The organism is Microbacterium sp. NPDC055910 (genome assembly GCF_042271185.1).
GTDB lineage: Bacteria > Actinomycetota > Actinomycetes > Actinomycetales > Microbacteriaceae > Microbacterium.
In genome coordinates this window covers 41,417-67,672 of record NZ_JBHJZS010000008.1, presented here as the reverse complement: position 1 = coordinate 67,672, position 26,256 = coordinate 41,417, and the positions used below count along the sequence as shown (strand labels likewise).

27 protein-coding genes and 2 tRNA genes are annotated in these 26,256 nt (G+C 69.3%); 15 read left to right on the top strand and 14 right to left on the bottom strand.

What is annotated here, in order from left to right; translation table 11 throughout:
* Window positions 1-16 precede the first annotated feature (16 nt).
* Window positions 17-2,104: a glycogen debranching protein GlgX gene (glgX, locus tag ACFC3F_RS05910; protein ID WP_376127571.1), complete on the bottom strand. Its 2,088-nt coding sequence runs from the start codon at window positions 2,102-2,104 to the stop codon at window positions 17-19.
* 53 nt (window positions 2,105-2,157) lie between these two features.
* Between glgX and ACFC3F_RS05905 the strand changes: the two genes are divergently transcribed.
* The 3 genes from ACFC3F_RS05905 to ligA all read left to right on the top strand — a co-directional run bounded on the left by ACFC3F_RS05905 (window position 2,158) and on the right by ligA (window position 7,040).
* Window positions 2,158-3,321 (top strand): cysteine desulfurase family protein, encoded by a 1,164-nt coding sequence (locus ACFC3F_RS05905; protein WP_376127569.1) that lies wholly within the window; start codon window positions 2,158-2,160, stop codon window positions 3,319-3,321.
* Between the two features lie 72 nt (window positions 3,322-3,393).
* Window positions 3,394-4,491, top strand: a complete 1,098-nt coding sequence (gene mnmA / locus ACFC3F_RS05900; protein ID WP_376127568.1) for a tRNA 2-thiouridine(34) synthase MnmA — start codon at window positions 3,394-3,396, stop codon at window positions 4,489-4,491.
* A 164-nt stretch (window positions 4,492-4,655) separates the two neighbouring features.
* Window positions 4,656-7,040, top strand: coding sequence for an NAD-dependent DNA ligase LigA (gene ligA, locus ACFC3F_RS05895; RefSeq protein WP_376127566.1), 2,385 nt, complete (start codon window positions 4,656-4,658; stop codon window positions 7,038-7,040).
* Between the two features lie 153 nt (window positions 7,041-7,193).
* Here the strand turns inward: ligA and ACFC3F_RS05890 are convergent, their stop codons facing one another.
* A complete protein-coding gene (locus tag ACFC3F_RS05890) occupies window positions 7,194-8,894 on the bottom strand; it encodes a long-chain-fatty-acid--CoA ligase (RefSeq protein ID WP_376127564.1) in 1,701 nt (566 codons plus the stop codon).
* A gap of 55 nt (window positions 8,895-8,949) precedes the next feature.
* On the opposite strand from ACFC3F_RS05890, the gene gatC reads away from it, so the two are divergent.
* From gatC to ACFC3F_RS05860, 6 genes are read left to right on the top strand one after another with little or no spacing between them, the layout of a single operon-like run.
* A complete protein-coding gene (gatC, locus tag ACFC3F_RS05885; RefSeq protein ID WP_376127562.1) occupies window positions 8,950-9,249 on the top strand; it encodes an Asp-tRNA(Asn)/Glu-tRNA(Gln) amidotransferase subunit GatC in 300 nt (99 codons plus the stop codon).
* Window positions 9,246-10,769, top strand: a complete 1,524-nt coding sequence (gene gatA / locus ACFC3F_RS05880; protein ID WP_376127560.1) for an Asp-tRNA(Asn)/Glu-tRNA(Gln) amidotransferase subunit GatA — start codon at window positions 9,246-9,248, stop codon at window positions 10,767-10,769. The genes gatC and gatA overlap by 4 nt, the downstream gene beginning before the upstream one ends.
* Window positions 10,769-12,298, top strand: coding sequence for an Asp-tRNA(Asn)/Glu-tRNA(Gln) amidotransferase subunit GatB (gatB, locus tag ACFC3F_RS05875; protein WP_376127558.1), 1,530 nt, complete (start codon window positions 10,769-10,771; stop codon window positions 12,296-12,298). The genes gatA and gatB overlap by 1 nt, the downstream gene beginning before the upstream one ends.
* 49 nt (window positions 12,299-12,347) lie before the next feature.
* Window positions 12,348-13,607: a DNA polymerase IV gene (dinB, locus tag ACFC3F_RS05870; protein WP_376127556.1), complete on the top strand. Its 1,260-nt coding sequence runs from the start codon at window positions 12,348-12,350 to the stop codon at window positions 13,605-13,607.
* A gap of 43 nt (window positions 13,608-13,650) precedes the next feature.
* Complete coding sequence (locus ACFC3F_RS05865; protein ID WP_376127554.1) at window positions 13,651-13,971, top strand: hypothetical protein; 321 nt, start codon at window positions 13,651-13,653, stop codon at window positions 13,969-13,971.
* Entirely contained in the window at window positions 13,946-14,539 is a 594-nt protein-coding gene (locus tag ACFC3F_RS05860; RefSeq protein ID WP_376127553.1) for a hypothetical protein, read from the top strand. The genes ACFC3F_RS05865 and ACFC3F_RS05860 overlap by 26 nt, the downstream gene beginning before the upstream one ends.
* A gap of 4 nt (window positions 14,540-14,543) precedes the next feature.
* Here ACFC3F_RS05860 and ACFC3F_RS05855 read toward each other — a convergent pair whose 3' ends face one another.
* From ACFC3F_RS05855 to ACFC3F_RS05830, 6 genes are all read right to left on the bottom strand, one after another.
* Window positions 14,544-15,029, bottom strand: coding sequence for a DUF2017 family protein (locus ACFC3F_RS05855; protein ID WP_376127551.1), 486 nt, complete (start codon window positions 15,027-15,029; stop codon window positions 14,544-14,546).
* Window positions 15,026-15,307: an ATP-dependent Clp protease adapter ClpS gene (gene clpS, locus ACFC3F_RS05850; protein ID WP_376127650.1), complete on the bottom strand. Its 282-nt coding sequence runs from the start codon at window positions 15,305-15,307 to the stop codon at window positions 15,026-15,028. Before clpS ends, ACFC3F_RS05855 begins: the two co-directional genes overlap by 4 nt.
* 14 nt (window positions 15,308-15,321) lie before the next feature.
* Window positions 15,322-15,669, bottom strand: a complete 348-nt coding sequence (locus tag ACFC3F_RS05845; protein ID WP_376127648.1) for a metallopeptidase family protein — start codon at window positions 15,667-15,669, stop codon at window positions 15,322-15,324.
* 26 nt (window positions 15,670-15,695) lie between these two features.
* Window positions 15,696-15,771: transfer RNA gene (locus tag ACFC3F_RS05840), tRNA-His, on the bottom strand.
* Between the two features lie 37 nt (window positions 15,772-15,808).
* Window positions 15,809-16,435 carry an oligoribonuclease gene (gene orn, locus ACFC3F_RS05835; RefSeq protein WP_376127550.1) on the bottom strand — a complete coding sequence of 209 codons (627 nt, stop codon included), beginning with the start codon at window positions 16,433-16,435 and terminating at the stop codon, window positions 15,809-15,811.
* A 39-nt stretch (window positions 16,436-16,474) separates the two neighbouring features.
* A tRNA-Arg gene (locus ACFC3F_RS05830) sits at window positions 16,475-16,547 on the bottom strand.
* Between the two features lie 109 nt (window positions 16,548-16,656).
* On the opposite strand from ACFC3F_RS05830, the gene ACFC3F_RS05825 reads away from it, so the two are divergent.
* Window positions 16,657-16,869: a methyltransferase gene (locus tag ACFC3F_RS05825; protein WP_376127548.1), complete on the top strand. Its 213-nt coding sequence runs from the start codon at window positions 16,657-16,659 to the stop codon at window positions 16,867-16,869.
* A gap of 7 nt (window positions 16,870-16,876) precedes the next feature.
* Here the strand turns inward: ACFC3F_RS05825 and ACFC3F_RS05820 are convergent, their stop codons facing one another.
* Together ACFC3F_RS05820 and ACFC3F_RS05815 are read right to left on the bottom strand one after the other, a co-directional pair.
* Complete coding sequence (locus ACFC3F_RS05820) at window positions 16,877-17,515, bottom strand: YitT family protein (RefSeq protein ID WP_376127646.1); 639 nt, start codon at window positions 17,513-17,515, stop codon at window positions 16,877-16,879.
* Between the two features lie 38 nt (window positions 17,516-17,553).
* Window positions 17,554-17,817: a hypothetical protein gene (locus tag ACFC3F_RS05815; RefSeq protein WP_376127546.1), complete on the bottom strand. Its 264-nt coding sequence runs from the start codon at window positions 17,815-17,817 to the stop codon at window positions 17,554-17,556.
* 220 nt (window positions 17,818-18,037) lie between these two features.
* Between ACFC3F_RS05815 and ACFC3F_RS05810 the strand changes: the two genes are divergently transcribed.
* The 4 genes from ACFC3F_RS05810 to ACFC3F_RS05795 all read left to right on the top strand — a co-directional run bounded on the left by ACFC3F_RS05810 (window position 18,038) and on the right by ACFC3F_RS05795 (window position 21,321).
* The gene (locus tag ACFC3F_RS05810) at window positions 18,038-18,541 is read left to right on the top strand and encodes a single-stranded DNA-binding protein (protein ID WP_376127544.1); all 504 of its coding nucleotides are present in this window, start codon (window positions 18,038-18,040) and stop codon (window positions 18,539-18,541) included.
* 42 nt (window positions 18,542-18,583) lie between these two features.
* A complete protein-coding gene (locus tag ACFC3F_RS05805) occupies window positions 18,584-19,093 on the top strand; it encodes a DUF6993 domain-containing protein (protein WP_376127542.1) in 510 nt (169 codons plus the stop codon).
* 61 nt (window positions 19,094-19,154) lie between these two features.
* Window positions 19,155-20,834, top strand: a complete 1,680-nt coding sequence (ettA, locus tag ACFC3F_RS05800) for an energy-dependent translational throttle protein EttA (protein WP_376127540.1) — start codon at window positions 19,155-19,157, stop codon at window positions 20,832-20,834.
* Entirely contained in the window at window positions 20,827-21,321 is a 495-nt protein-coding gene (locus ACFC3F_RS05795; RefSeq protein ID WP_376127539.1) for an acyl-CoA thioesterase, read from the top strand. Before ettA ends, ACFC3F_RS05795 begins: the two co-directional genes overlap by 8 nt.
* A 5-nt stretch (window positions 21,322-21,326) precedes the next feature.
* Here ACFC3F_RS05795 and ACFC3F_RS05790 read toward each other — a convergent pair whose 3' ends face one another.
* On the bottom strand, window positions 21,327-22,175 hold the full coding sequence (locus tag ACFC3F_RS05790) for an acyl-CoA thioesterase (RefSeq protein ID WP_376127644.1): 849 nt from the start codon (window positions 22,173-22,175) through the stop codon (window positions 21,327-21,329).
* Window positions 22,176-22,294: 119 nt separating this feature from the next.
* Between ACFC3F_RS05790 and ACFC3F_RS05785 the strand changes: the two genes are divergently transcribed.
* Complete coding sequence (locus ACFC3F_RS05785; protein ID WP_376127538.1) at window positions 22,295-22,966, top strand: hypothetical protein; 672 nt, start codon at window positions 22,295-22,297, stop codon at window positions 22,964-22,966.
* A 5-nt stretch (window positions 22,967-22,971) separates the two neighbouring features.
* Here the strand turns inward: ACFC3F_RS05785 and ACFC3F_RS05780 are convergent, their stop codons facing one another.
* The 3 genes from ACFC3F_RS05780 to ACFC3F_RS05770 are packed head-to-tail and all read right to left on the bottom strand — an operon-like array spanning window position 22,972 to window position 26,228.
* A complete protein-coding gene (locus tag ACFC3F_RS05780; RefSeq protein WP_376127537.1) occupies window positions 22,972-24,636 on the bottom strand; it encodes an FAD-binding dehydrogenase in 1,665 nt (554 codons plus the stop codon).
* Window positions 24,637-24,663: 27 nt separating this feature from the next.
* The gene (locus ACFC3F_RS05775) at window positions 24,664-25,131 is read right to left on the bottom strand and encodes a globin (protein WP_376127535.1); all 468 of its coding nucleotides are present in this window, start codon (window positions 25,129-25,131) and stop codon (window positions 24,664-24,666) included.
* A complete protein-coding gene (locus ACFC3F_RS05770) occupies window positions 25,128-26,228 on the bottom strand; it encodes a mechanosensitive ion channel family protein (RefSeq protein ID WP_376127642.1) in 1,101 nt (366 codons plus the stop codon). Before ACFC3F_RS05770 ends, ACFC3F_RS05775 begins: the two co-directional genes overlap by 4 nt.
* Window positions 26,229-26,256 lie beyond the last annotated feature (28 nt).

Below are 26,256 nucleotides of genomic sequence, written 5' to 3'. Positions count from 1 at the left end.
CGCGGTGGGCGCCGGCCTACTCCGCGCGGAACAGCTGCATCGAGGTGCCCTCGAGCCGGACGGTCTCACCCGGCGCGTGCACGTCGTGCTCGCCGGCAGGGCGTTCGTCGACGCTCGACCAGAGCGACACGAATCGCGTGACCCCGTCGATGTGCGGAAGGGTCACGTCGATCGGTCGCTCGAACCCGTGGACCATGAGCAGGACGCGGTTGAGCTCTTCGGTCTCGGGTGTCGACGTCGCGACGTACTGCAGCGTGCGGTGCGCGGGATCGGTCCAGCGTTCGCCCGACATCGTCTCACCGTGCTCGTCGTACCACTCCATGACCGATGCCGAGGGCGTGTGCTCGCCGAGCCGCGCGAACCGGCTCGGTCGCAGCGCAGGGTTCTCGCGGCGCAGCTGCGTGAGCCGCCGCACGTGGGCGTGCAGGTCCTGCTGCCACGGGGCGTGCTCCCACGACAGCCACGTCAGGCGCGAGTCGTGGCAGTACGCGTTGTTGTTGCCGCGCTGCGTGCGCCCGAACTCGTCGCCCGCGGTGATCATGGGGATGCCCGAGGACAGCAGCAGCGTGCCCATCAGGTTGCGCATCGCCTTGCGGCGCGTCGCGAGGATGCCCTCGTCGTCGGTCGGCCCCTCGGCGCCGTGGTTGAAGGAGCGGTTCGTGTCGGCGCCGTCGCGGTTCTGCTCGCCGTTGCCGAGGTTGTGCTTGACGTCGTACGAGACGAGATCGCGCAGTGTGAAACCGTCGTGGGCCGTGACGAAGTTGACGCTCGCGAGCGGCCCGCGCTCGGCGCTGAAGGTGTTCGACGAGCCCGCGAGCCGTGTCGCGAAGCCCCCGATGCCGACCGGTGACGTTGAAGCGCGACGCGCGTAGTCGATGTCGCTCAACCAGAAGTTCCGGACCAGATCGCGATACCGGTCGTTCCACTCGTGCCAGCCGTCGCCGAAGTTCCCCGTCTGCCAGCCGCCCATGCCGACGTCCCACGGCTCGGCGATCTTCTTGACCCCCGCCAGCGCAGGGTCGTGCAGAATCGCCTGGAGCAGCGGATGGTCGGGGGTGAAGGCGTGGGATGCGTCGCGACCCAGGGTCGTGGCGAGATCGAACCGGAAGCCGTCGATCTGCACGTCGTTCGCCCAGTAGCGCAGCGAGTCCAGCACGAGTCGCGCGGCGGCATCCGTCGCGGTGTCGACCGAGTTGCCGCATCCGGTCACGTCGATGTAGGCGCCGTCCTCGCTCTGCCGGTAGTACGCGCGGTTGTCGATGCCGCGCAGGCTCGTGCGCGGGCCGCCGAGACCCTCTTCGGAGGTGTGGTTGAACACGACGTCGAGGATGACCTCGAGCCCCGCTTCGTGGAGGAGGCGGACCATGCCCTTGAACTCGCGGAGCACGGCCTCGGGCCCTTCGCGTCGGGCGTCTTCGCTCGCGTAGGCGGCATGCGGCGTGAAGAAGTTGACCGAATTGTAGCCCCAGTAGTTCGTGAGCCCGTGCTGCAGCAGACGCGGCTCGGTCGCGAACGCGTGGACGGGCAGCAGCTGCACGCTCGTCACGCCGAGGTCGACGAGGTGCTCGATCATGGCGGGGTTGCCGAGCCCCGCGTAGGTGCCGTGCAGCGCGGGCGGCACGGCGGGGTGCCGCTTCGTCAGGCCCTTGAGGTGGGCCTCGTAGATGACGGTGCGGTCCAGCGGCACGTGCGGCTTGCCGACTCCGCCCCAATCGAAGGCGCCGTCGATGACGACCGAGCGCCAGTCCTCGAAGCCCGCGCTGTCCAAGCCCCGCGAGTAGGGCTCGACCAGCAGCGTGCCCCGATTGAAGGTGTTGCCCGGCGCGTGCGGTCCGTCGACGCGGATCGCGTAGCGTGCGCCGGGGCGCAGCAGCGGCGTCGTCACGCTCCAGACGCCTCCGCCGAGGGGCGAGAGGGGCAGTTCGTCGGTGATCCAGTCCAGATCGCCGCTGTCGAACATCACGAGTTCGACGGCGTCGGCCGCGCCCGACCATACGCGCAGAGTGCCGCCGTCGGGTCCCTGCGTGACGCCGAGGCGGTCGAGTTCAGGACGCAGCAGGCCCGGTGAGGGCACGGCGGAGTCGGGAGCGTCCGGGTCATGCATGCGTTCTAGAGTAGTAACGCTCCGCCGGTGCCCGACGCGGGAAGGGAGGGGCCATGACGGTCTACCTCGATCACGCGGCGACGGCGCCGTTGCGCCCCGAGTCGCGCGAAGCGTGGCTGCGGGCTGCCGAGCTCGTGGGCAACGCGTCGTCGATCCACGGCGAGGGACAGGCCGCGCGGCGACTGCTCGAGGAGTCGCGCGAGCGGCTCGCCGTCGTCCTCGGCTGCGACGCCATCGAGATCGTGTTCACCTCGGGCGGCACCGAGGCCGTCAACCTCGGCCTCAAGGGCCTGTGGTGGGCGCGGGAGCCGGGTCGCGATGCGCTCGTGCTGCCCGACGGCGAGCACCACGCGACGATCGATGTCGCCGAATGGCTCGCCGCGGCGCAGGACGCCGAGATCCGACCGGTGTCCCTCGACGGATGGGGACGCATCCCGATCGATGCGTGGCGGCTCGCGCTGCCGCAAGCCGCCGTGGCGACCGCGCTCGTCGCGGCGAACGAGACGGGCACGCTCAACGATGCGGCGTCGCTCGCCTCGGCGGCGGCCGCGGCGGGTGTGCCTCTTCATCTCGACGCGATCGCGGCGTTCGGTCACGTTCCCGTCGCGTTCTCGACGTGGCGGGGGGATGCCGCGCCGGCGACCGGACTCGTCGCGCTCAGCGTGTCGGGCCACAAGATCGGCGCGCCGGTCGGCACGGGAGCGCTCGTGACCGCACGCACCGCCCGGATCGCGCCGCTCGTGCACGGGGGCGGGCAGCAGCGCCGCCTGCGCGCCGGCACGCAGGACGTCGCCGGTGCCGCGGCGTTCGCGACCGCGGCAGAGCTCGCAGCGGCTGAGATGAGGCGGGAGGCGGCGCGGCTCGCAGCGCTGCGCGACGACCTGGTTCGCGGCATCCGCTCGGCTGTTCCGACTGTCGAGCTGCTCGGTGATCCGGATGATCGCCTCCCCGGCAACGCGCACGTGCTGTTTCCCGGCGCCGCGGGCGAGACGCTGCTGTTCCTGCTCGACCAGCGCGGCATCGCCGTCTCGACCGGCTCGGCGTGCCAGGCGGGCGTCCCCGAGCCGTCGCACGTCGTGCGGGCGCTCGGTCGCAGCGACGCCGAAGCGAGAGAGGTGCTGCGCTTCACGCTCGGCCGCACGACGACCGCTGCCGACATCTCGGCCGTGCTCGCGGTGCTCCCCGAGGTCGTCGAACGGGCGCGCGCGGCGCGCTGAGCCGTACCCGGGCTCCACGTTGGATCTCCTGATCTCAGCGAACACCGATCGGCGAGCTCTTACACTGGAACGATGCGAATTCTGGCGGCGATGAGCGGCGGTGTGGACTCCGCCGTCGCGACCGCGCGCGCCGTCGAGGCAGGCCACGAGGTCGTCGGGGTGCATCTCGCGCTCTCGCGAGCCGGCGGCACACTGCGCACGGGAAGCCGCGGCTGCTGCACGATCGAGGATGCCATGGACGCGCGCCGCGCGGCCGACCGGCTCGGCATCCCGTTCTACGTGTGGGACTTCTCGGAGCGCTTCCGCGATGACGTCATCGAGGACTTCGTGTCCGAGTACCGCGCCGGTCGCACACCGAACCCGTGCATGCGCTGCAATGAGAAGATCAAGTTCGCCGCCCTCCTCGAGCGCGCGCTCGAGCTCGGCTTCGACGCCGTGTGCACCGGCCACTACGCGACGCTCGTCGACGGTGCCGACGGCCTCGAGCTGCACCGGGCATCGGATGCGGCGAAGGATCAGTCGTATGTGCTCGGGGTGCTGACGGCCCAGCAGCTCGCGCACACGTACTTCCCGCTCGGCGCCACTCCGTCGAAGGCGCTCGTGCGCGCCGAAGCGGAGGCGCGTGGGCTCACGGTCGCGCAGAAGCCCGACAGCCATGACATCTGCTTCATCCCCGACGGCGATACGCGCGGCTGGCTCGCCGAGCGCGTCGGCGCCGAGACCGGCGAGATCGTGGACCGCGAAGGTGCCGTCGTCGGTTCGCATGACGGTGCGCACGCCTTCACGGTCGGGCAGCGGCGAGGCCTCAAGCTCGGTGTGCCCGCACCCGACGGCAAGCCGCGGTTCGTCCTGGAGGTCAGGCCCGTCTCGAACACCGTTGTGGTCGGACCGAAGGAAGCCCTCGCGACCGCGCGCATCGGCGGCGACCGGTACACGTGGGCGGGTCGCCCGCAGGCCGCGGGGGAGTTCCCCTGCCACGTGCAGATCCGCGCCCATGCCGACCCCGTGCCGGCTGTCGCGGTACTCGACGACTCCGGTCTGACGGTCACGCCCGACACCCCGTTCGACGGCGTCGCCACCGGCCAGACCGCCGTGCTCTACGACGGCACCCGCGTCATCGGTCAGTTCACGATCGACCGGGCCGAGTCCGCCGTGCCCGTCGCGGGGTGAGAGGGCCGATCCTCGATGTCACCGACGACACGGGGCATGGACGGGATCGGGCAGGGCATCGGACAGGTCTTCCGGCCGCGTCGTGGGCTGCACCGGTGAGAACGGCCTGACCGGCGGTTCTGAGCATTCCGTTCGCGTCGGAGCCCGCTCGTAGACTTGCGGACGTGTCGGAGAACATCTCGCGAGAAGACGCCCGGGCTGAGGCTGAGCGCCTGACGGGGCTCATCCTCGATGCGAAGGACGCCTATTACGGGCGCGACACGTCGATCGTCGATGACGCCACGTACGACGGGTGGATGCGGAGCCTCACCGAGCTCGAGCGGCTCTATCCCGAGCTGCAGGGGCAGGACTCACCCACGCAGATGGTCGGTGCCGCTGAATCGACGGGCCTCGACACGATCGAGCACGCCGAGCGCATGCTCAGCCTCGACAACGTGTTCTCGATCGATGAGCTGCGGGAGTGGGCCGGCAAGACCCAAGCGGCGGTCGGTCGCGAGGTCGCGTGGCTCACCGAGCTCAAGATCGACGGACTCGCGATCAACCTGCGCTACGAGGACGGAGTGCTCACATCGGCGGCCACACGCGGTGACGGACGCGTCGGCGAGATCGTCACCGAGAACGCGGTGAAGGTCACGGGGATGCCCGCGCGGCTGACGGGCACCGGGCATCCGCCGATCGTCGAAGTGCGCGGCGAGGTCTTCATCCCGGTTGCCGCCTTCGAGAAGCTCAACGCGGCGCAGGCTGACTTCCGCGAGCGGGCATTCGCCGAGTCGCTCGCACGGTGGGACGCCCGCACGACCGCGAAGAAGCCGTTCGACGAGGAGAAGGCACGCATCGCAGCGGCCCGACGCTTCCCTTCCTTCGCGAATCCGCGCAATGCGGCCAGCGGCGGTCTGCGGCAGCAGCTCGGCAAGAAGGAAGGGCTCGAACTCGAAGCCGGCATCATCCGGATCGAGTCCCTCCGGCTCTATGTCCACGGCATCGGGGCGTGGTCGGAACCGCCGGTTGCGACGCAGAGCGAGGTCTACGGACTCCTCGCCGCTTGGGGGCTCCCCACCAGTCCGCGCACGAAGGTGTGCGACAGCATCGACGAGGTCGCCGACTTCGTCGCCCACTACGGCGAGCACCGTCACGATATCGAGCACGAACTCGACGGCATCGTCGTCAAGGTCGACAACCTCGCCGATCATGCCGAGCTCGGCGCGACGAGCCGCGCACCGCGCTGGGCCATCGCCTACAAATACCCGCCCGAAGAAGTCCAGACCACACTCCTCGACATCGTCGTCTCAGTGGGCCGCACGGGACGCGCCACACCGTTCGCCGTCATGGCGCCCGCGCACGTCGCGGGATCGGTCGTGCGTCAGGCGACGCTCCACAACAAGGACGTCGTGCGTGCCAAGGGCGTGCTGATCGGCGACACCGTCGTGCTGCGCAAGGCGGGCGACGTCATCCCCGAAGTGCTCGGGCCCGTCGTCGAGCTGCGGGACGGCACGGAGCGCGAGTTCGTCATGCCCGAGCGGTGCCCCGAGTGCGGGTCGCTGCTCGCCCCCGCGAAGGAAGGCGACATCGACCTGCGCTGCCCGAACACGAGATCGTGCCCGGCCCAGGTGCGCGGTCGCGTCGAGCACATCGGGTCGCGCGGCGCACTCGACATCGAGGTCCTCGGCGAAGTGACGGCCGCCGCGCTCACGCAGGCGGAGCCTCCGGCCGTCGCACCGCTTGTGACCGAGGCCGGTCTGTTCTCGCTGACGCTCGAAGACCTCGTGCCGATCTCCGTGATCGTTCGCGACGCCGAGACGGGCCAGCCGAAGATCGACGAGACTACGGGCGAGCCCGTGCGGCGCACGCCGTTTCAGAAGCTCGGGCCTGCGCAGTATCCGCCAGGGAGCGAACAGCTGGATGCCGCAGCCCGGCGTCGCGCGGGCATCCGCAAGGACCACCGAGAAGTCCTCCCGTCGGAAGCCGCGCTCAAGCTGCTCGCCGAACTCGAAAAGGCGAAGACGAAAGAGCTGTGGCGGCTCCTCGTATCTCTGAACATCCGTCACGTCGGCCCTGTCGCCGCCCGTGCGCTCGCGCAGTGGTTCGGGTCGCTCGACGCGATCCGTGACGCGAGCCTCGAAGATCTCGCCGCGGTGGAGGGCGTGGGCGACATCATCGCGGTGTCGCTGCGAGACTGGTTCGCCGTCGACTGGCACCGGGAGATCGTGCGGCAGTGGTCGGATGCGGGTGTCCGGTGGGCGACGCCGGGTCATCCGGGCCCGGGTGCGGTCTCGGCGGGCGGTGTGCTCGAGGGGCTCACGGTCGTCGCGACGGGATCGCTCGACGGCTTCACGCGCGAAGGCGCTCAGGAAGCGATCATCGCGGCGGGTGGCAAGGCCGCGTCGAGTGTCTCGAAGAAGACCGACTTCGTCGCGGCGGGCCCCGGCGCCGGATCCAAGCTCGCCAAGGCGGAGGACCTCGGCGTGCGCATCATCGATGCGGCGCAGTTCCGCATCCTCGTCGAGCAGGGGCCCGCCGCCCTCGACGTGCTCGACCCCGACGCGGGGTAGCGGCACGAGCCTGTGTCGTAGGTATGGTCTCCTCCTCTGCCATCGAGAGAAGAGGGGCATCGGACGCGGATACTCGCGCACGACGGCTGGAGACATTGCACAAGCTCATGGAGTCCGAGTGATCTTCGTCTCGGCGCTGGGCGGCGGCTGCGACTAGGAGCCGGACGTGAGGGTGAGCAGCCGGTCCCGCACCTGCCTGCGTAGCACCTTGCCGATGAGGGACTTCGGCAGTTCATCGACGACGAAGACACGGCGGGGCACCTTGTAGGGCGTGAGGATGCCGCGAGCGAACTCCCGGATCGCGTCCACATCGACGTCCTCGCCGCCGTCCACGACGATCGCCGCGACGACCTCTTCGCCGGAGTGTTCGCTGGGCAGCCCGACGACGGCGGCATCCTCGACCTGGGGATGCTGACGCAGGGCGATCTCGACCTCGGTCGGAGCGACGTTGAAGCCGCCCGTGATGATGAGCTCCTTGATCCGGTCGACGATGCGCACGAAGCCGGCATCGTCGATCTGGACGATGTCTCCCGTGCGGAACCACCCGTCCGCGAAGACCCGTTCGGTCTCCTCGGGCTTGCCGTAGTAGCCCTGGAACACCTGGGGTCCGCGGACGATCAGTTCGCCGCGCTCGCCCGGCGGGACGTCGACGGTCGGCTCGTCGGGATCGACGACGCGCGCTTCGGTGCCGGGCAGCGGAAGCCCCACCGTCCCCGGCACGCGGTTGGCGGCGACGGGATTGGCCATGAGGACGGGCGAGCATTCGCTCAGGCCGTATCCCTCGACCAGATAGCCGCCCGTGGCCTCCTCGAACGGCACGACGAGTTCGTGCGGAAGCGCCATCGCGCCCGAGATCGCGACCTCGGTCCCCGCGAGCGAGACGCCCCTCTCTCGCGCGGCTGCGAGCAGCCGGTCGGCGATCGGCGGGACGAGCGGCAGGAAGGTCGCGGGGTGCTTCTTCGTGACCTCGAGCACCATGTCGGGGTCGAACCGTGGGAACAGCACGAGCCGCGCGCCCATCGACATCGCGAAGGTCAGACACAGCGTCAGCCCGTAGGCGTGGAACATGGGCAGCACGGCGTACACGACGCATCCGGGACCCCGCACGATGGACGGCACCCAGGCGCGCGCCTGCGCGGCGTTCGACAGGAGGTTCCGGTGCGTCAGCGCGGCCCCCTTGGGGGTGCCGGTCGTGCCGCTCGTGTACTGGATGAGCGCGAGGTCGTCCGTACCGGGCCGCGGATGCGTCGCCGGCAGCGGCGCGGAGGCGACGACCTGATCCCAGGGGATGGTCCCCGATACGCGTTCGTGAAGAGCCGTCCGGGCCTCGCGGGCCTTCGCGATCGGCAGCTTGAGAGCGAGACGCGTCGCGAACGGCATGGCCTTCGTGACGTCGACCGAGACGATCGAGCTCACGGAGAGGTCGGCCGGGAACTCCTGCACCGTCGCGACGACCTTCGACCACACGATGGCGTGTTTCGCGCCGTGGTCCTCGAACTGCTTGCGCAGCTCTCGCGGCGTGTAGAGCGGATTGTGCTCGACGACGACGGCGCCGAGCCGCAGGATCGCATAGAACGCGACGATGTGCTGCGGGCAGTTGGGCAGCACGATCGCGACGGGGTCACCCGCGCGCACCCCCAGCGCTTTGAGTCCCGCCGCCGCGCGCTCGATCTGCTCGTGCATGTGCCGGTAGCTCGTCTCGCGTCCGAAGAACTGCAGGGCGACGGCATCCGGATAGTCCCGCACCGACGCGTCGACGATGTCGACGAGCGAGCCGGAGACGGGATCGAGGTCGGCAGGCACTCCCTCGGCGTAGCTGGCGATCCACGGGCGGGGCGGGTTGTATGTCGTCACGGCGGACAGCCTATTCCGGTCGGGTGCGCGCCGCGCGCGCTCGTAGGATGGAGGGGTGTCGGAAATCACCCCAGATCTCGTGCGCCATCTCGGCGTGCTCGCCCGCATACAGCTGAGCGACGAGGAGGTCGAGCGCCTCACGGGTCAGCTCGACGTCATCGTCGACAACATCGCGAAGGTGTCGCAGGTCGCGACGCCCGACGTGCCCGCGACGAGTCACCCCGTTCCGCTGCAGAACGTCTTCCGCTCGGATGTCCCCGGCGACATGCTGACGATCGCTCAGGTGCTCCAGAATGCTCCGGATGCCGCGGACGACCGCTTCCGCGTCACGGCGATCCTGGGGGAGGAGCAGTGAGCGACCTCACGCGGCTGAGCGCCGCAGACCTCGCGGCCCGGATCGCCTCGGGCGACGTGTCCAGCGTCGAGGTGACGCAGGCGCACCTCGACCGGATCGCGGCCGTCGACGGCGATGTGCACGCGTTCCTGCATGTCAGCGATCACGCGCTCGATGTCGCGGCCGACATCGACCGTCGCCGTGCGGCGGGGGAGCGGCTCGGACCCGTCGCGGGCGTCCCGCTCGCGATCAAGGACGTCCTGGTGACGACCGACATGCCGTCCACGAGCGGCTCGCGCATCCTCGAGGGCTACATGTCGCCCTACGACGCGACCGTCGTCGCGCGTTCACGCGCGGCGGGACTCGTGCCGCTCGGCAAGACGAACATGGACGAGTTCGCGATGGGCTCCTCGACGGAGCACTCCGCGTACGGACCGACGCGCAACCCCTGGGACCTCGAGCGGATCCCGGGTGGATCCGGCGGAGGGTCCGCCGCGGCCGTCGCGGCGTTCGAAACGCCGCTCGCGCTCGGCTCCGACACCGGCGGATCGATCCGTCAGCCCGCACACGTGACGGGCACCGTCGGCATGAAGCCCACGTACGGCGGCGTGAGCCGCTACGGTGCGATCGCACTGGCCTCTTCACTCGACCAGGTCGGGCCCGTCACGCGGACGGTGCTGGATGCCGGACTCCTCCACGACGTCATCGGGGGACATGATCCCCACGACTCCACGTCGCTCACGGATGCCTGGCCGTCGTTCGCCGATGCCGCCCGCGAAGGTGCATCGGGCGACGTCCTCAAGGGGCTGCGCGTCGGCGTCATCCGGGAGCTTCCCGACAGCGGCTTCCAGTCGGGTGTCGCGGCGTCGTTTCGGCAGGCGCTTGCGGCGATGGAGGCGCAGGGCGCCGAGATCGTCGATGTCAGCGCGCCCCACTTCGAGTACGGCGTCGCCGCCTACTACCTGATCCTCCCCGCCGAGGCGTCGAGCAACCTCGCGAAGTTCGACTCCGTGCGCTTCGGCATGCGGGTCACGCCGCACGCATCCGCGACGGTCGAAGAGGTCATGGCCGCCACGCGTGAAGCCGGCTTCGGCGACGAGGTCAAGCGCCGCGTCATCCTCGGCACGTACGCGTTGTCGGCCGGCTACTACGACGCCTACTACGGCTCGGCGCAGAAGGTCCGCACCCTCATCCAGCGCGACTTCGACGAGGCGTTCGCGCAGGTCGACGTCATCGCGACGCCCTCCGCACCGACGACGGCGTTCAGGCTCGGTGAGAAGATCGACGACCCGCTGCAGATGTACCTCAACGACGTGACGACGATCCCGGCGAACCTCGCGGGCGTGCCGGGCATCTCGATCCCATCCGGTCTCGCGGCCGAGGACGGCCTGCCCGTCGGCATCCAGTTCCTCGCCCCGACCCGCGAGGACGCGCGCCTGTACCGAGTGGGGGCCGCCGTCGAGGCGCTTCTCGTGGATTCCTGGGGTGGACCGCTTCTCGACAGAGCACCGTCCCTCGATGCGAGCGGAGGTGCTCTCTGATGGCGAAGGCCAAACTGATGGATTTCGACAAGGCGCTTGAGCAGTTCGAGCCGGTGCTCGGCTTCGAAGTGCACGTCGAGCTCAACACCGAGACGAAGATGTTCTCGTCGGCGGCGAACCCTGCGAACTCCGCGAACCACGACGCGGCGCCGAACACGCTCGTCGCTCCCGTGGACATGGGCCTGCCGGGGGCGATGCCGACCGTCAACGAGACCGCCGTGCGCTACTCGATCAGCCTGGGGCTCGCACTCGGCTGCTCGATCGCACCCTCGAGCCGGTTCGCGCGGAAGAACTACTTCTACCCCGATCTGGGCAAGAACTACCAGATCTCGCAGTACGACGAGCCGATCGCGTTCGAGGGGTCCGTCGACATCGAGCTCGCCGGCGGCGACATCGTCACCGTCCCGATCGAGCGCGCGCACATGGAAGAGGATGCCGGCAAGCTGACGCACGTCGGCGGGGCGACCGGCCGCATCCAGGGCGCCGAGTACTCGCTCGTGGACTACAACCGCGCCGGAGTGCCGCTCGTCGAGATCGTCACGAAGCCGATCTTCGGCGCCGAGCACCGTGCGCCCGAGATCGCGAAGGCCTACGTCGCGACGATCCGCGACATCGTGATCTCGCTGGGCATCTCGGAGGCCCGCATGGAGCGGGGCAATCTGCGCTGCGACGCGAACGTGTCGCTGCGCCCCCGGGTCGCGGCCGGTGAGCCCGCCGCACCGCTCGGCACGCGCACCGAGACGAAGAACGTCAACTCGATGCGCTCCGTCGAGCGGGCCGTCCGGTACGAGATCCAGCGTCAGGCCGCGATCCTCGCGGCGGGCGGCACGATCACGCAGGAGACCCGCCACTGGCACGAGGACACCGGCACGACCTCTCCGGGTCGTCCGAAGTCGGACGCCGACGACTACCGCTACTTCCCCGAGCCGGATCTGCTGCCCGTCGCCCCGTCGCTCGAGCTGATCGACGAGCTGCGCGCAGCGCTGCCCGAACCGCCGGCCGTGCGTCGCCGGCGTCTGAAGGGCGATTGGGGCTTCACCGACCTCGAGCTTCAGGACGTCGTCAACGCCGGACTCCTGGCCGAGGTCGAGGCCACGGTCGCCGCCGGCGCGTCTCCCGCCGCCGCGCGCAAGTGGTGGACGGGCGAGCTCTCGCGCGTCGCGAACGCCGAGGGCAAAGAGCCCGCCGAGCTCGTCGAGCCCGCGGCGGTCGCCGAGCTGCAGACGCTCGTCGACGCGGGCACGCTCACCGACAAGCTCGCTCGTCAGGTGCTCGAGGGCATGATCGCGGGAGAGGGTACGCCGCAGCATATCGTCGATGCGCGCGGCCTCGCCGTCGTGTCCGACGACGGTGCGCTCATCGCCGCCATCGACGACGCGCTCGCCGCGCAGCCGGACGTGCTCGCCAAGATCCGCGACGGCAAGGTGCAGGCCGCCGGTGCCGTGATCGGCGCCGTCATGAAGGCCATGCGAGGACAGGCGGATGCCGCGCGGGTGCGCGAGCTGATCCTCGAGCGCGCGGCAGGATGACCATTCTCCTCGGGCGCCGGATGTCGGTGCCCGAGGAGAGAATGGACGCATGGGGCGAGGCGACGGCAGCGGACGGATGGTGTCACCGCAGGGTGCGGATGACACCGGCACCGGCATCCTGCATGTCGACATGGACGCCTTCTACGCGGCCGTCGCCGTGCTCGATGATCCGACGCTCGCCGGCAAGCCGATCATCATCGGCGCACCCGAGAGCCGCTCGGTCGTCTCGAGCGCGTCCTACGAAGCACGCCGCTTCGGGGTGCGCTCGGCGATGCCGGTCGGGCAGGCGCTCCGGCTGTGTCCCACGGCGATCGTCGTGCCGCCGCGCTTCGACCGCTACCTCGCGCTTTCCGCGCAGGTCATGGGCGTCTTCCGCGATGTCACACCGCTCGTCGAGCCGCTGTCGATCGACGAGGCCTTCCTCGACGTGCGCGGTGCGCGAAGGCTGTGGGGCAGTCCCGGAACGATCGCTCGGATGCTGCGCGCCCAGGTGCGCGCCGAGACCGGCCTGACGTGCTCGATCGGCGTCGCCGCCACGAAGCACATCGCGAAGATGGCGTCGACCCTGTCCAAGCCCGACGGCCTGCTCATCGTGACCCCTGCCGATACCGCGGCGTTCCTGGCGCCGCGCCCCGTACGAGCGCTGTGGGGCATCGGCCCCAAGGCGGGCGACGCGCTCGAACGCCGCGGCATCCGCACCGTCGCCGATGTGCTCGAAGAGCCGCGGGAGGTGCTCGATCGCGCTCTCGGCCCGGCGCTCGGCGATCGCCTGTGGCATCTCGCACGAGGGATCGACCCGCGCCCGATCGACACGACACGGGTGGAGAAGAGCATCGGGCACGAAGAGACCTTCCGCGACGACATCGCCGACGAGACGATTCTGAGAGCCGAGCTGCGTCGCCTCGCCGATCGCGTGGGTGCGCGTCTGCGGCAGCACGGATGGGAGGCGTCGACCGTGTCGATCAAGGTGCGCTTCGCCGACTTCACGACGGTGACGAGGTCTCAGACGCTCGCCGAGCCCACGGCCGTCGGGCAGCGGATCGGCAGCGCCGCTCACGACCTGTTCGCCGGTGTCCACCGGGGCCTTCCGGTGCGGCTCGTGGGCGTGCGCGCAGAGAAGCTCAGCCCCTCGGGCTCGGGCGCACCCGCCCTGTGGGATGACGACGACGGATGGCGGCGGATCGAAGGCGCACTCGACGGAGCCGCGACGAAATTCGGCCGGAACGCGATCACGCGGGCGACTCTGCTCGGTGCGCGCCGAGACGGCGGCTCCCAGCCCTCGCACCCTCGACCGCCGTCGGCGTCGTGATCCGGCTCTGGGCACGATCGACGCGGGCGGGTAGCGTGGAGGCATGCCCAACATCGCTCTCGAACTCTCCAAGCAATCCGTCTCGCTCGGCGTGAAGAGCGCCTATGGCGAACCCCAGGACGTCAACGGTGTCACGTTCATTCCGGTCGCTCTGACGTGGTCCGGGTTCGGCGGCGGCTCCGATGACGAGGGGAACGGCGGCGGCGGAGGCGGCGGCTATTCGGTCCCCGTGGGCGCCTATGTCCGCAAGGGCGACGACCTGCGCTTCGAGCCGAACCTGGTTTCGCTGCTGGCGGTCGCGATCCCGTTCGTGTGCGTCGCCGGGCGTGCGCTCAGCCGTGTCATCCGCGCCCTCAAGAAGTAGCACCGACGTCGTCGGCCGGGCGCTGACCGCTGCGACATCACGGATCCTGCAGGCCGTCGAGGCGATCGAGGCGCCCAACCCCGTCATCCTCATCGACGGACGCAGCGGCGCCGGCAAGTCGTCGCTCGCGCTGCGCACCGCCGCGGAGTGGCCGGGCGCGGGCCGTGTGCAGCTCGTCGCGCTGGATTCGCTGTATCCCGGTTGGGACGGACTCGAGCTCGGCGTCGAACGCGCACGTGTCGACATCCTGCGCCCGCACGCGCGGGGCACGATCGGGACCTGGAACCGGTGGGACTGGCACGAAGAGCGTGAGGCCGAAGCCCATGCCGTCGACCCGGCCCTTCCGCTCATCATCGAGGGCGCCGGCATCCTCACGCCCGGAACGGCGCTCCTTGCCGATGTCCGCGTGTGGTGCGAATCGCCCTCGGTATCACGCCGTCGACGGGCGCTCGAGCGCGACGGTGACAGCTACCGGCCGCACTGGGAGCGATGGGCGGAGCAAGAGCAAGCCCACATCGAACGCAACGACCCGGCCGCGCTCGCGACAGTCCGCGTCGAGATTCCCTGACCGCTCAGCCCCCGTCGACGGCGCGGACGAGCCCGTCGAGTCGGTAGCCGAGCCAGTCGTAGATACCGAATCGCGGATCCTCGGGGTGGTGGTCGTCTTCGTCGCTGATGTCGAGGCGCGTCGCGAGCACGAGGCGCACCGCCGACAGCGTACGCAGCCATGCGCGCGCCTCGTCGGGATCGAGGCGGAGCTCGACGGCTTCGACGAGGCGAGGATCCTCCGGATCCTCGGGCAGCTCGCCGATCGCGGCGAGAGAGGCGAGGACGACCGTCGCGTCCTCGGAGCGCCGGGCGAGCAGTTCGCGTTCGGTGAGCGAGCGGAACTCTCTCGCTGCCTCCGGGTCGGAGTACGCATCGGGGACGAGGCGGCGAAGCGCGGGGTCTCCGACGACGTCGCTCTCGGCGAGCAGCCGGTCGAACTGGTTCACGAGGTCGGCGAGGTGCGCCCCTTCGATGCGGGCGAGTTCGAGAACGATCGTCCGTTCGGTCATGGTGCCTCCCGGATCGTGGCCCACAGGCCGTAGTCGTGCATGGCCTGCGTATGCAGCTCCATCTGCTCGCGCGCCCCCTCGGCCACGACCGCATGACCGTCGTGGTGCACCGCGAGCATGAGCCGTTCCGCCTCGCTCCGCGCATAGCCGAAGTACTCACGGAAGACGTGCGTGACGTAGCTCATCAGATTGACCGGATCGTTCCACACGACCGTCTGCCACGGGCGCGGACGGTCGACCAACTGCTGTGACGTGGGGGAGCGGTCGGTGTCGGGCAGAACCGTCGGGGTCTTCACGCCCACCCCAGTTCGTGCAGCCGATCGTCGTCGATGCCGTAGAAGTGGGCGATCTCGTGGACGAGGGTCGTGTGGATCTCATCGCGCAGTTCGTCGAGCGTCTCGCACGTGATCAGATGCGGCTCGCGGTAGACGATGATCCGATCGGGGAGCTCACCGCCGCCGTACTGGCCGCGCTCCGTCAACGCCCATCCGTCGTACAGACCGAGCAGATCGAGACTGCCGTCCTCGGGCCGATCTTCGACGACGAAGACGACATTGTCGAGGCCGTCGACCATCTCATCGGGCAGCCTGTCGAGCTCGTCCACGACGAGTTCCTCGAATGCCGCGGCATCCATCTCCATACGATGCCCCATGGCCTCGCTTCTCTTGGGGTGAGTAACGGGGCTCGAACCCGCGACATCGGCCACCACAAGGCCGCGCTCTACCAACTGAGCTATACCCACCATGTCTCCCGCTTTCGCGAGCAACCAGAAGATTCTCTCATACCTCCGACGAGAATGACGAAACGGCCGCGGCCGCAGCGGCACGCGCGTCGTCGCTCGTCGGGCCGGGCTCGGGAACGAACACCGCCCGCCGATAGTAGACGAGCTCGCGAATCGATTCGAGGATGTCGGCCAGGGCGCGGTGACCGCCGTCCTTGGCCGGCGCGTGGATGTATGCGCGCGGATGCCACCGTCGTGAGAGCTCCTTGATGCTCGAGACGTCGACGTTGCGGTAGTGCAGCCATCGATCGACTCGGGGCATGTACTTCGCGAGGAACATGCGGTCGGTGCCGATCGTATTGCCGGCGAGGGGCGCTTTGCCCTGCTGCGGCACGAACCGCTGGATGTATTCGAGAGCCTGGAACTCCGCGTCGGCGACGGAGACGCCGCCGGGGATCTCGGAGAGCAGGCCCGACTTCTCGTGCATCGCGGTGACGAAGTCGTTCATGTGCTCGAGCGCCGAGGCATCGGGCTTGATGACGATGTGGAAGCCCTCGTCGAGGGGTCGCAACTCGAAGTCCGTCACGACGATCGCGATCTCGACGAGTTCATCGACCTCGAGATCGAGACCGGTCATTTCGCAATCGATCCAGACAAGCCGGTCATTCTCAGAGGCACCCACCATGGGACCCATCCTAATGACGGGACGGACACTCGATTTCGGCCCCCCAGAGGTGATTCGAACACCTGACCGGCGGATTAGAAGGCCGCTGCTCTATCCACTGAGCTACTGGGGGTCAACGTCATCAAGGGTAGCGGCCGCTCACAGCGGCCGGGAATCGGCGGATGCGCTGGTTCTTTCCCCGCGGGCGGCGTAGCGTCTGGTGCATCGGAAGGAGTTCGATGATGAGCACGACCGAGACATCACACGCATTGTGGGTCGCATACGGTGCCGGCGGAGTGGTCGGCAGCATCCGCAAATCCGACGAGGGGTACACCGTCACGATGGCCGGAGCGCCCGCTGCCGCCGGAACATACCCTTCGATGGATGTGGCGAAGCAGGCGCTGCACGCCCGGATGGCACCGGGGAGTGACTGGCCGAAGTTCCTCGAGCACTGAGCGGCGCTCAGGGCGAAGGAGGAAGCGCCTCGTCTGCCGTGAGCGTGGTGGTCGCCCGCGTGCCGCGGGCCGGGCGACGGGTGTCCAGCAGCGGAAGGGCGACATGCACGAGGGGGCCGATGAGAACGGCGAACAGGACCGTCCCAAGCCCGACCGTGCCGCCCAGCAGCCACCCCACGAACAGCACCGTGAGTTCGACGGCGGCGCGGCACACCCAGATGGGCCAGCGCAGCCGCGTGTGCATGCCGGTCATCAGACCGTCGCGCGGACCCGGTCCGAAGTGGGCGCCGATGTACAGCCCCGACGCGAGCGCCACGAGCAGGATGCCGGCGAGCAGGACGGCGATCTGCGCGAGCAGCCCCTCGATCGGCGGGACGACGGTGAGGACCGCCTGCATGCTGGTGCCGACGACGAGGATGTTCGCGATCGTGCCGACCCCCGGCTTCTGACGCAGCGGGATCCACAGCAGCAGCACGAGAAAACCGAGCAGATTCGTGATCCAGCCGATGCCGACGCCGGTGTGGATCGAGATGCCTTCGGCCAGGACGGTCCACGGGTCGACACCCAAGCCCGCCTGAACGGTGAGCGCGCACCCGGCACCGTAGAGCAGCAGCCCGATGAGCAGTTGGATGACGCGGCGTGGCACAAGCACCATCCAACCCCATATTCGTGCGCCCGGAGCGGTCAGCGCGTGTAGCGCAGGCAGTCCAGGGCGTCGTCTATCGACCAGAAGTCGCCGAGGTCGCGGAAGGCGCGCGAGCCGACGTGGAACCGACGCGCACGGTAGCGAGTGCCCCCCGTACTGTTCCGTGCCTGGACGTGACCGATGACGCGGCCCGTCGGATCGAGGACGCGCCAGAGCGCGGGCGCGGCGGATGCGAGTCGGAGCGGGGTGGGCCGACGCGGACGCGGAGCGACCGCGACCGGTGGGTGGAGCTGGATGGACATGTGCTCTCCCTTCCTCCGTCGAACATAGATGCGACCTCGGACATCGCCGTGGCGGTCCGATTCCTCCCCAGGTGGGGACGCTCGCCGTTCTCTCCCCAGATCCGGCGGCCCCGCGGAGGACGCGGTTCGCGCGGACCAAGGTGGGACAGCAGTGGTGCCGGCCGGGCACGCCGGCACCACTGCGAGCCAACCGACCAAGGCTCCGAGCAGAGGAGAAGAAATGAACGGAACGACCATCACGGTCGCGGGGAACATCGCGACGGATCCGGAGCAGCGAAGCACAGCGGGCGGCGTCCCCTACACGCGATTCCGAATCGCGTGCGGGGAACGTCGTCGTGACAAGACGACCGGCGAATGGGCTGACGCGGGTACCAACTGGTACACCGTCTCGGTCTTCCGATCACTCGGCGAGAACGCCGCGCGGTCCCTGCGGAAGGGGCAGCGCGTCCTCGTGTCGGGAAGGCTGCGCATCCGAAACTGGGAGACTGCGCAGAACCACGGGACAGAGGCCGAGATCGACGCCGAGGCGATCGGTCACGATCTGCGCTGGGGGACGACGACGTTCGAGAAGACGGCCCACGCCGGCGGCGCACCGTCGTCGCCATCGCGCGAATGGGAGAATCCATCCGTTCCGCGCACGGACGACGCCGTCGACGCGGGCTGGCCGCTGGTCACCGTCCCGGCGGGAGACACCGCGGAATCCCACGAAGAGGTGCCCTACTGAGCCGCCGACGGCCGCCGGGGACGGCGCCTCTAGACTGTTCCGGTGCCCCGATCCACTCAGAAGGACTCTGTTCGAGTCCGCCGTGCGACGGCGACAGCGGCCGCGGTATGCGCCGGTCTGCTGGTGCTGAGCGGATGCACCGACACCGCCCCCGCCCCGGTTGAGTCGGCGACGGGGAGTGCGCCCCCGACACCGACCGAGACGCCGACGCCCGACGCGGTCGTGTTCCTTCCCGACGGCACAGCCTCGGACAATCTGCCGATCTTCCGCCAGGTCGTCGAGGCCGTGTGGGCGGGGGAGCACAACGACGCGGGCCGCGCCTACATCGACGCGCTCACCGCGGCCGGATTCGACAGGGCGGCGATGGAGGTCACGGAGGACCTCTCGACCGTCGGGCACCGCGCCGAGAGCCTGCAGTTCTCGGTGCTGTGGGGATCCGAATGTCTCATCGGGCAGGTCGGTCCCGCGACCGGCGATCCCGTCGCCACGGTCGTCGACGCACTGGCCGAAGGCGGATGCCTCATCGGGCGCACGCGGCCGATCGACTGGTGACCTGCTCACGGCCGGTAGGCTGGGGGGCTGACGTCCGCAGTCCAAGGAGAGCAGGATTCGCATGGCTGAGTACATCTACTCGATGGTCCGCGCCCGCAAGGCGGTCGGCGAGAAGCTGATCCTCGATGACGTGACGATGGCGTTCCTCCCCGGAGCGAAGATCGGCATGGTCGGCCCCAACGGGGCCGGAAAGTCCACGATCCTCAAGATCATGGCGGGCCTGGACACGCCGTCCAACGGCGAGGCGAAGCTCAGCCCCGGGTTCACGGTCGGCATCCTCATGCAGGAGCCCGAACTCGACGAGTCCAAGACGGTGCTGGAGAACATCCAGGACGGCATCGCGATCAAAGCGAAGCTCGACCGGTTCAACGAGATCTCCGCGCTGATGAGCGACCCCGATGCCGACTTCGACGCGCTGCTGGCCGAGATGGGCACGCTGCAGGAGGAGATCGACGCCGCTGACGCCTGGGACCTCGACTCGCAGCTCGAGCAGGCGATGGACGCGCTGCGCACGCCCCCCGGCGATGCGTCGGTCTCGAACCTGTCCGGCGGTGAGAAGCGTCGGGTCGCGCTGACCAAGCTGCTGCTGCAGAAGCCCGACCTGCTGCTGCTGGACGAACCGACGAACCACCTCGACGCCGAGAGCGTGCTGTGGCTCGAACAGCACCTGCAGAAGTACACCGGCGCCGTCATCGCCATCACGCACGATCGCTACTTCCTCGACAACGTGGCGGAATGGATCGCCGAGGTCGACCGCGGTCGCCTCATCGGCTACGAGGGCAACTACTCGACGTACCTCGAGAAGAAGCGCGATCGGCTCGAAGTGCAGGGCAAGAAGGACGCCAAGCTCGCCAAGCGACTCGCCGACGAGCTGGAGTGGGTCCGCTCCAACCAGAAGGGCCGCCAAGCCAAGTCCAAGGCGCGCCTGGCCCGTTACGAGGAGATGGCCTCCGAGGCCGAGCGCACGCGCAAGCTCGATTTCGAGGAGATCCAGATCCCGCCGGGCCCGCGACTCGGCGGCGTCGTGATCGAGGCGAAGAACCTGCAGAAGGGGTTCGACGGCCGCTCGCTCATCGACAACCTGAGCTTCAGCCTGCCGCCCAACGGAATCGTGGGCGTCATCGGGCCCAACGGCGTCGGGAAGACGACGCTGTTCAAGACGATCGTCGGCCTCGAGCCGCTCGACGGCGGCCAGCTCAAGATCGGCGAGACCGTCAAGATCAGCTACGTCGACCAGTCGCGGGGGAACATCGACCCGAACAAGACCCTGTGGGAGGTCGTGTCCGACGGACTGGACATCATCACGGTCGGAAAGATCGAGATCCCGTCGCGCGCGTACGTCTCGAAGTTCGGGTTCAAGGGCCCTGACCAGCAGAAGAAGGCCGGCGTGCTCTCGGGTGGCGAGCGAAACCGACTCAACCTCGCTCTCACGCTCAAAGAGGGCGGCAACCTCCTGCTGCTGGACGAGCCGACGAACGACCTCGATGTCGAAACGCTGCAGTCGCTCGAGAACGCGCTGCTGGAGTTCCCCGGCTGCGCCGTCGTGATCACGCACGATCGCTGGTTCCTCGACCGCATCGCGACCCACATCCTCGCGTACGAGGGAACCGAAGAGAACCCGGACAACTGGTACTGGTTCGAGGGTAACTTCGACGCGTACGAGCAGAACAAGATCGAGCGCCTCGGGCCCGACGCGGCCAAGCCGAACCGCTCGGCATACCGCAAGCTCACGCGTGACTGACGCCGCCGGTCTCGGCCGAGTGCACATCCCGATCCATCTGCGGTGGGGAGACCTCGACGCGCTCGGCCACGTCAACAACACATCGATGCTCAAGCTGCTCGAAGAGGCTCGTCTGCGCGCCTTCTGGCTGCCCGAAGGCGATGCCGAAGCCGCCCCGACCGCGATCTTCGACATGACGGTGCTCGAAGGCGGCGGCGAGCGCGCGACCCTCGTCGCCCGACAGGAGATCGAGTACCTGCGTCCCGTGCCCTACGGGCACCGGCCGCTCGACGTGCAGCTGTGGATCAGCAAGATCGGCGGTTCGAGCATCGAGGTCTGCTTCGAGGTGTTCAGCCCGCTGGGCGATGATCCGCAAGTGCTCTACGCCCGGTCGTCGGCCGTCGTGGTGCTCGTGGACGTCGCCGCCGGATCGCCGACGCGCCTGACCGCGCACGAGCGATCGACATTGTCGCCGTTCCTCGGCGACCCGATCCGCTATCGTCGCTGATCCGCTCAGCCCTCGCCCGGCACCCGCACCATGACCTCCTGAGCGACGCTCGCGATGAGTACGCCCTCGCGCGAGTAGATGCGCCCGTTCGCGAGCCCGCGACCGCCGCGCGCGCTGGGGGACTCCTGGACGTAGAGCATCCAGTCGTCCACGCGCCCCGGACGGTGCCACCACATCGCGTGATCGAGACTCGCGACCTTGAGTCCCGGCGTCGCCCACGGAATGCCGTGCGCGCGCAGGATCGCCTCCTGGATGGTGAGATCGCTGAGGTACGCCAGGGCTGCGCGGTGGAGGGCCGGATCGTCGGGCACCGCGCTGCGCACCCGCATCCACACCGCCTGCTCGGGGCGATGCTCGCCGGTCACCTTCGTGTAGATCGGCGATGCGACGTGGCGCAGATCCAGCGGCCGATCCGTGTACATCCGCTTCGTCATGGGATGCAGCCCGTCGAGCTGTGATTCGACGTCGGGCAGGTCCTCGGGGTCGGGCACTCCGGTGGGCATCGGAGCCTGATGCTCGAGCCCCGTGTCCTCGTCCTGGAAGGAGGCGATCATCGAGAAGATCGGCACGCCCTCCTGGAACGCCTGCGTGCGACGAGTCGAGAACGAACGACCGTCGTGGATGCGGTCCACCGCGAACGTGATGTGCGCGTCGGCGTCACCGGGGCGCAGGAAGTACCCGTGCATGGAATGCACCGTGCGGTCGTCGGGAAGCGTCCGTGACGCCGCGACGATCGACTGCGCGAGCACCTGCCCGCCGTAGACGCGTCCGAGCGGCATCGACTGCGACACGCCCGTGAAGATGTCTTCGGTCGTGCGCGCTTCGGAATCGGCGAGGTCGAGCACGGCCAGCATCGAAGCGACAGGATCCGCCTGCGTTCTCGCGTGCGTGGGCTCGGGGGCATCCGTCACTGGGGTCTCCATCTCTGGTCGGCCGGAGTCTCGCCCCGCTGCCGCTTGGTAGTTTAGGTCGGATGTCCCCACGTCTTGTCTTCGGCGACGCGGCTTCGGCTGCCGATGCGCTCACCTTCGCCGGCCGCGCGGCCGTTCTCGGGGACGGCGCCGTGCGGCTGCGCGGCGCGGACGGCGTGCTCGCGATGACCAGCGCGCCCCTCGCGCCGCGCGGGCTGATGGATTCCACGCCCACGGTGCTCGGGATGCGGGTGCTCACGGTCGACCCCGAACTGGTGTGCGACATCGTCGTCGAGGCGAGCGAGCTGCGCGCGGCCGATGACGATGCCACGGCCGTCGTGCTGCCGGAGACCGGTCTCTCGCCGGCATGGACGGGTGTCTCGCCGCCGCGCGGCGGCTGGCAGCAGGGCGAAGCGATCGCCGCGGCCACACTCGCGTCGCGGGCGCAATGGGGCATCGCCGCGGTCGCCGAGGCGGTGCCGCGCGACGCGGGCGAAGACGCCGTGCGCGCCGTGCGCGCATCGGTGTGGGGGAGCCCCGACGAGGCGCTCGACGGGCTGCCGCTGGGGGTGGCGTTCGCCGCCTTCGGGCTCGGCTTCATCGGAGGCGAGGAGCACGCGGTCATCCGCACGGCGGGTGCCTGGACGAGACTCACGCTCGCGCGCGGCCACGTCCTCGTACGCGGTCCGGTCCGCAGCGGGCTGACGGAGGTCCGCCCCACGGGGCGGTCCTGATCCGGTCAGACGGAGGCCGCCATCGCGCGACCCGCGATCCGTCCGGAGAACAGGCATCCCCCGAGGAACGTCCCCTCGAGAGCCCGATAGCCGTGCATGCCGCCGCCCCCGAACCCGCTCGCCTCCCCGGCCGCGTAGAGGCCGGGCACGGGGTCGCCCTGTGACGACAGCGCGCGAGCGGCGAGGTCGGTCTCGATGCCGCCGAGCGACTTGCGCGTCAGGACGTGCAGCTTGACGGCGATGAGGGGACCGGCCGCGGGGTCGAGGATCCGATGCGGTGCTGCCGTTCGGATGAGGCGGTCACCGCGGTAGGCGCGCGCCGAGCGCAGCATCGCGATCTGCGCATCCTTCGTGAAGTCGTTGTCGACCGCCCGATCGCGGGCTTCGACCTCGAATCGGACACGAGCCGCATCGATCAGGTCGCCGCCCGGCAGAGCCTGCATGCCCCGGATGAGGTCGTCGAGCGAGTCGCGCACGACGAAGTCCGCGCCGCGGTCCATGAACGCCTGCACGGGTCCTGCGGCGCCCTTCCCGAGTCGGGAGCGGGCGAGCAGCGCGAGGTCCTTCCCGGTCAGGTCCGGATTCTGCTCGCTGCCCGACAGCGTGAACTCTTTCTCGATGATCTTCTGCGACAGCACGAACCACGAGTGATCGTGTCCCGTCCCGCGCAGGTGGGCGAGGGTTCCGAGCGTGTCGAATCCGGGGAAGAGCGGCACGGGCAGACGATGTCCCGTGGCGTCCAGCCAGATCGAGGACGGTCCCGGGAGGATCCGGATGCCGTGATCCGGCCAAACCGGGTCCCAGTTCTGCAGACCCTCGACGTAATGCCACATGCGGTCCTCGTTGATGAACCGGGCACCCGCACTCTGCGCGGGTCCGACCATGGACCCGTCGACGTACGCGGGGACACCGGTCACCATCGTCATCGGTGGCGTGCCCAGACGCGGCGGCCAGTGTCGCCGGACGAGGTCATGGTTGCCGCCGATGCCTCCCGCCGCGATGAGCGTCGCGCTCGCTGCGATCTCGAACGAGCCGACCACGTCCCGCGAGGACGCATGCCCCCGGGCCGCCCCCGAGGGAGCGAGCACATCGCCGATCGCGCCGGTGACGACGCCGTCGGTGAACGACAGCGAGCTGACCCGGTGGCGCGGCAGGATGGTGATGCGGCCGACCGCCTCGGCCTGTTCCACGGCGGCGCGAAAAGGCGCCACGACGCCGGGCCCCGTGCCCCACGTGACGTGGAATCGGGGAACCGAGTTGCCGGGGCCCGTCGCGGAATAGCCGCCGCGCTCGGCCCACCCGACGATCGGGAAGAAGCCGACGCCCTTCTCGCGCAGCCAGGAGCGCTTCTCGGCATGAGCGAAGTCGAGGTAGGCCTCGGCCCAGCGGCGTGGCCAGGCGTCTTCGTCGCGGTCGAAGCCGGCGGTGCCGAGCCAGTCCTGGCGGGCGAGGTCGAGCGAGTCCGCGATGCCCATGCGGCGTTGTTCCGGTGAGTCGACGAAGAACAGTCCGCCGAACGACCACCAGGCCTGCCCGCCCAGGTTGACCCGCGGCTCCTGATCGATGATCACGACCTGCTTGCCGGCGGCGGCGGCTTCGCCCGCTGCGACGAGCCCCGCAAGACCCCATCCGATGATGAGCACGTCGGTGCTGCGGGTCGTGGTGGGCATGGCGACTCCTTCGTCGGTGGACGTCTCTCAGTCGGCGGCCGGAGACTCCGGGGTGAGCACGATCGATGCCGAATCGCGGCCGTCCGGAGACGGGCCGATTTCGGTGGGCTCGAACGTGTTGACCATGGCGTGCGCAGCGCGCTCGAGATAGTCCCACAGCGTCGCCTCGTGCAGGGGCGAGAGGGAGAGCTCGTCGACGGCGACCCGCATGTGGGCGAGCCAGCGGTCCCGCGCGTCGGGGTTGACGTGGAAGGGCGAGTGGCGGGCTCGCAGGCGAGGGTGGCCGCGTTCCTGGCTGTAGGTCGTCGGCCCGCCCCAATACTGCTCCAGGAACAGCAGCAGGCGGCGTTCGGCGGGCCCCAGATCCTCCTCGGGATACATCGGCTTCAGCACGTCGTCGTCGGCGACCCCGCGATAGAAGACCTCGACGAGACGCGTGAACGTCGCGTGGCCGCCGATCTCGTCGAAGAAGGTCGGGGATGCGGCATCCGTCATGAGTCCTCCGGAGGTGTGTCGGGTGTTGCGGGCGGCGTCTTCGGCGTCCGCTTCGGCTTCCACACCGGCCGGGCAGCCGACGCAGGGCTGATCGTGGCCTGCGGCTTGGTCCGGGGCGGATTCGAGCCGCGCACGCGGCCGGCACTCTCGAGACCGCTCAGCATGACCGTGCTGAGCTGCGGGACCGAGACACCCAGATCGTCCATCGAGCGCTTGATACGCACCCGCAGCTCACGGGCGACGTCGTCCTTCGCGTTCGCGCGCGTCTTCATGACCAGACGGATCACGAGCGCGTCACCGGTCACCGATTCGAGTCCCCACACCTCGGGGTTCTCGAGGATGCGCGTGCGCCACTTGGGATCCTTCGCCAGTTCGCCGGCGGTGTCGAGCATGGTCTGCTCGACCGCGTCGATATCGCTGTCGGCGGGAACGGCGAGGTCGATGATGACGCGCGACCAGCCCTGCGAGAGGTTGCCGATCCGCAGGATCTCGCCGTTGCGCACATACCAGAGCGTGCCGTTGACGTCGCGCACGTGCGTGATGCGGACGCTGACGTATTCGACGATTCCGGTGGCCAGCCCCAGATCGACGACGTCACCGATGCCGACCTGGTCCTCGGCGACGATGAAGATGCCGTTGAGCACGTCCTTGACGATGTTCTGCGCGCCGAAGCCGAGGCCCGCGCCGATCGCGGCGGTGAGAAGCGTGAGTGAGGCGAGGGCGTTGGGCGCGAGCACGTTGACGATGAGCAGCAGCGCGACGATGACGATCGAGACGTTGACGATGTTCTGCAGGATCGACCCGAGCGTCCGGGTGCGCTGCACGAGGCGGACCGATGCGAGAGGCGACCGCTCGAGCGCCATCGTGTCGGTCACGTCGGCCTTCGTCTTGGCGCCGTTGACGATGCGATGCACGACGCGACGGATGACCAGTCGCAGCGCCCACGCGATCAGGAACGCCACGACGATGATGCCCGCGACCCGCAGAATGTTCCAGCCGGATTCGACGAGGAACGCCAGCACCTGTTCCCAGAAATGAGGATCGGTGATGACCGGCGCATCCGGGTCGGGCGCGGTCGTGTCGGCGAGGGTCCACATCATCGCCCCGATCCTAACGACGGATGCC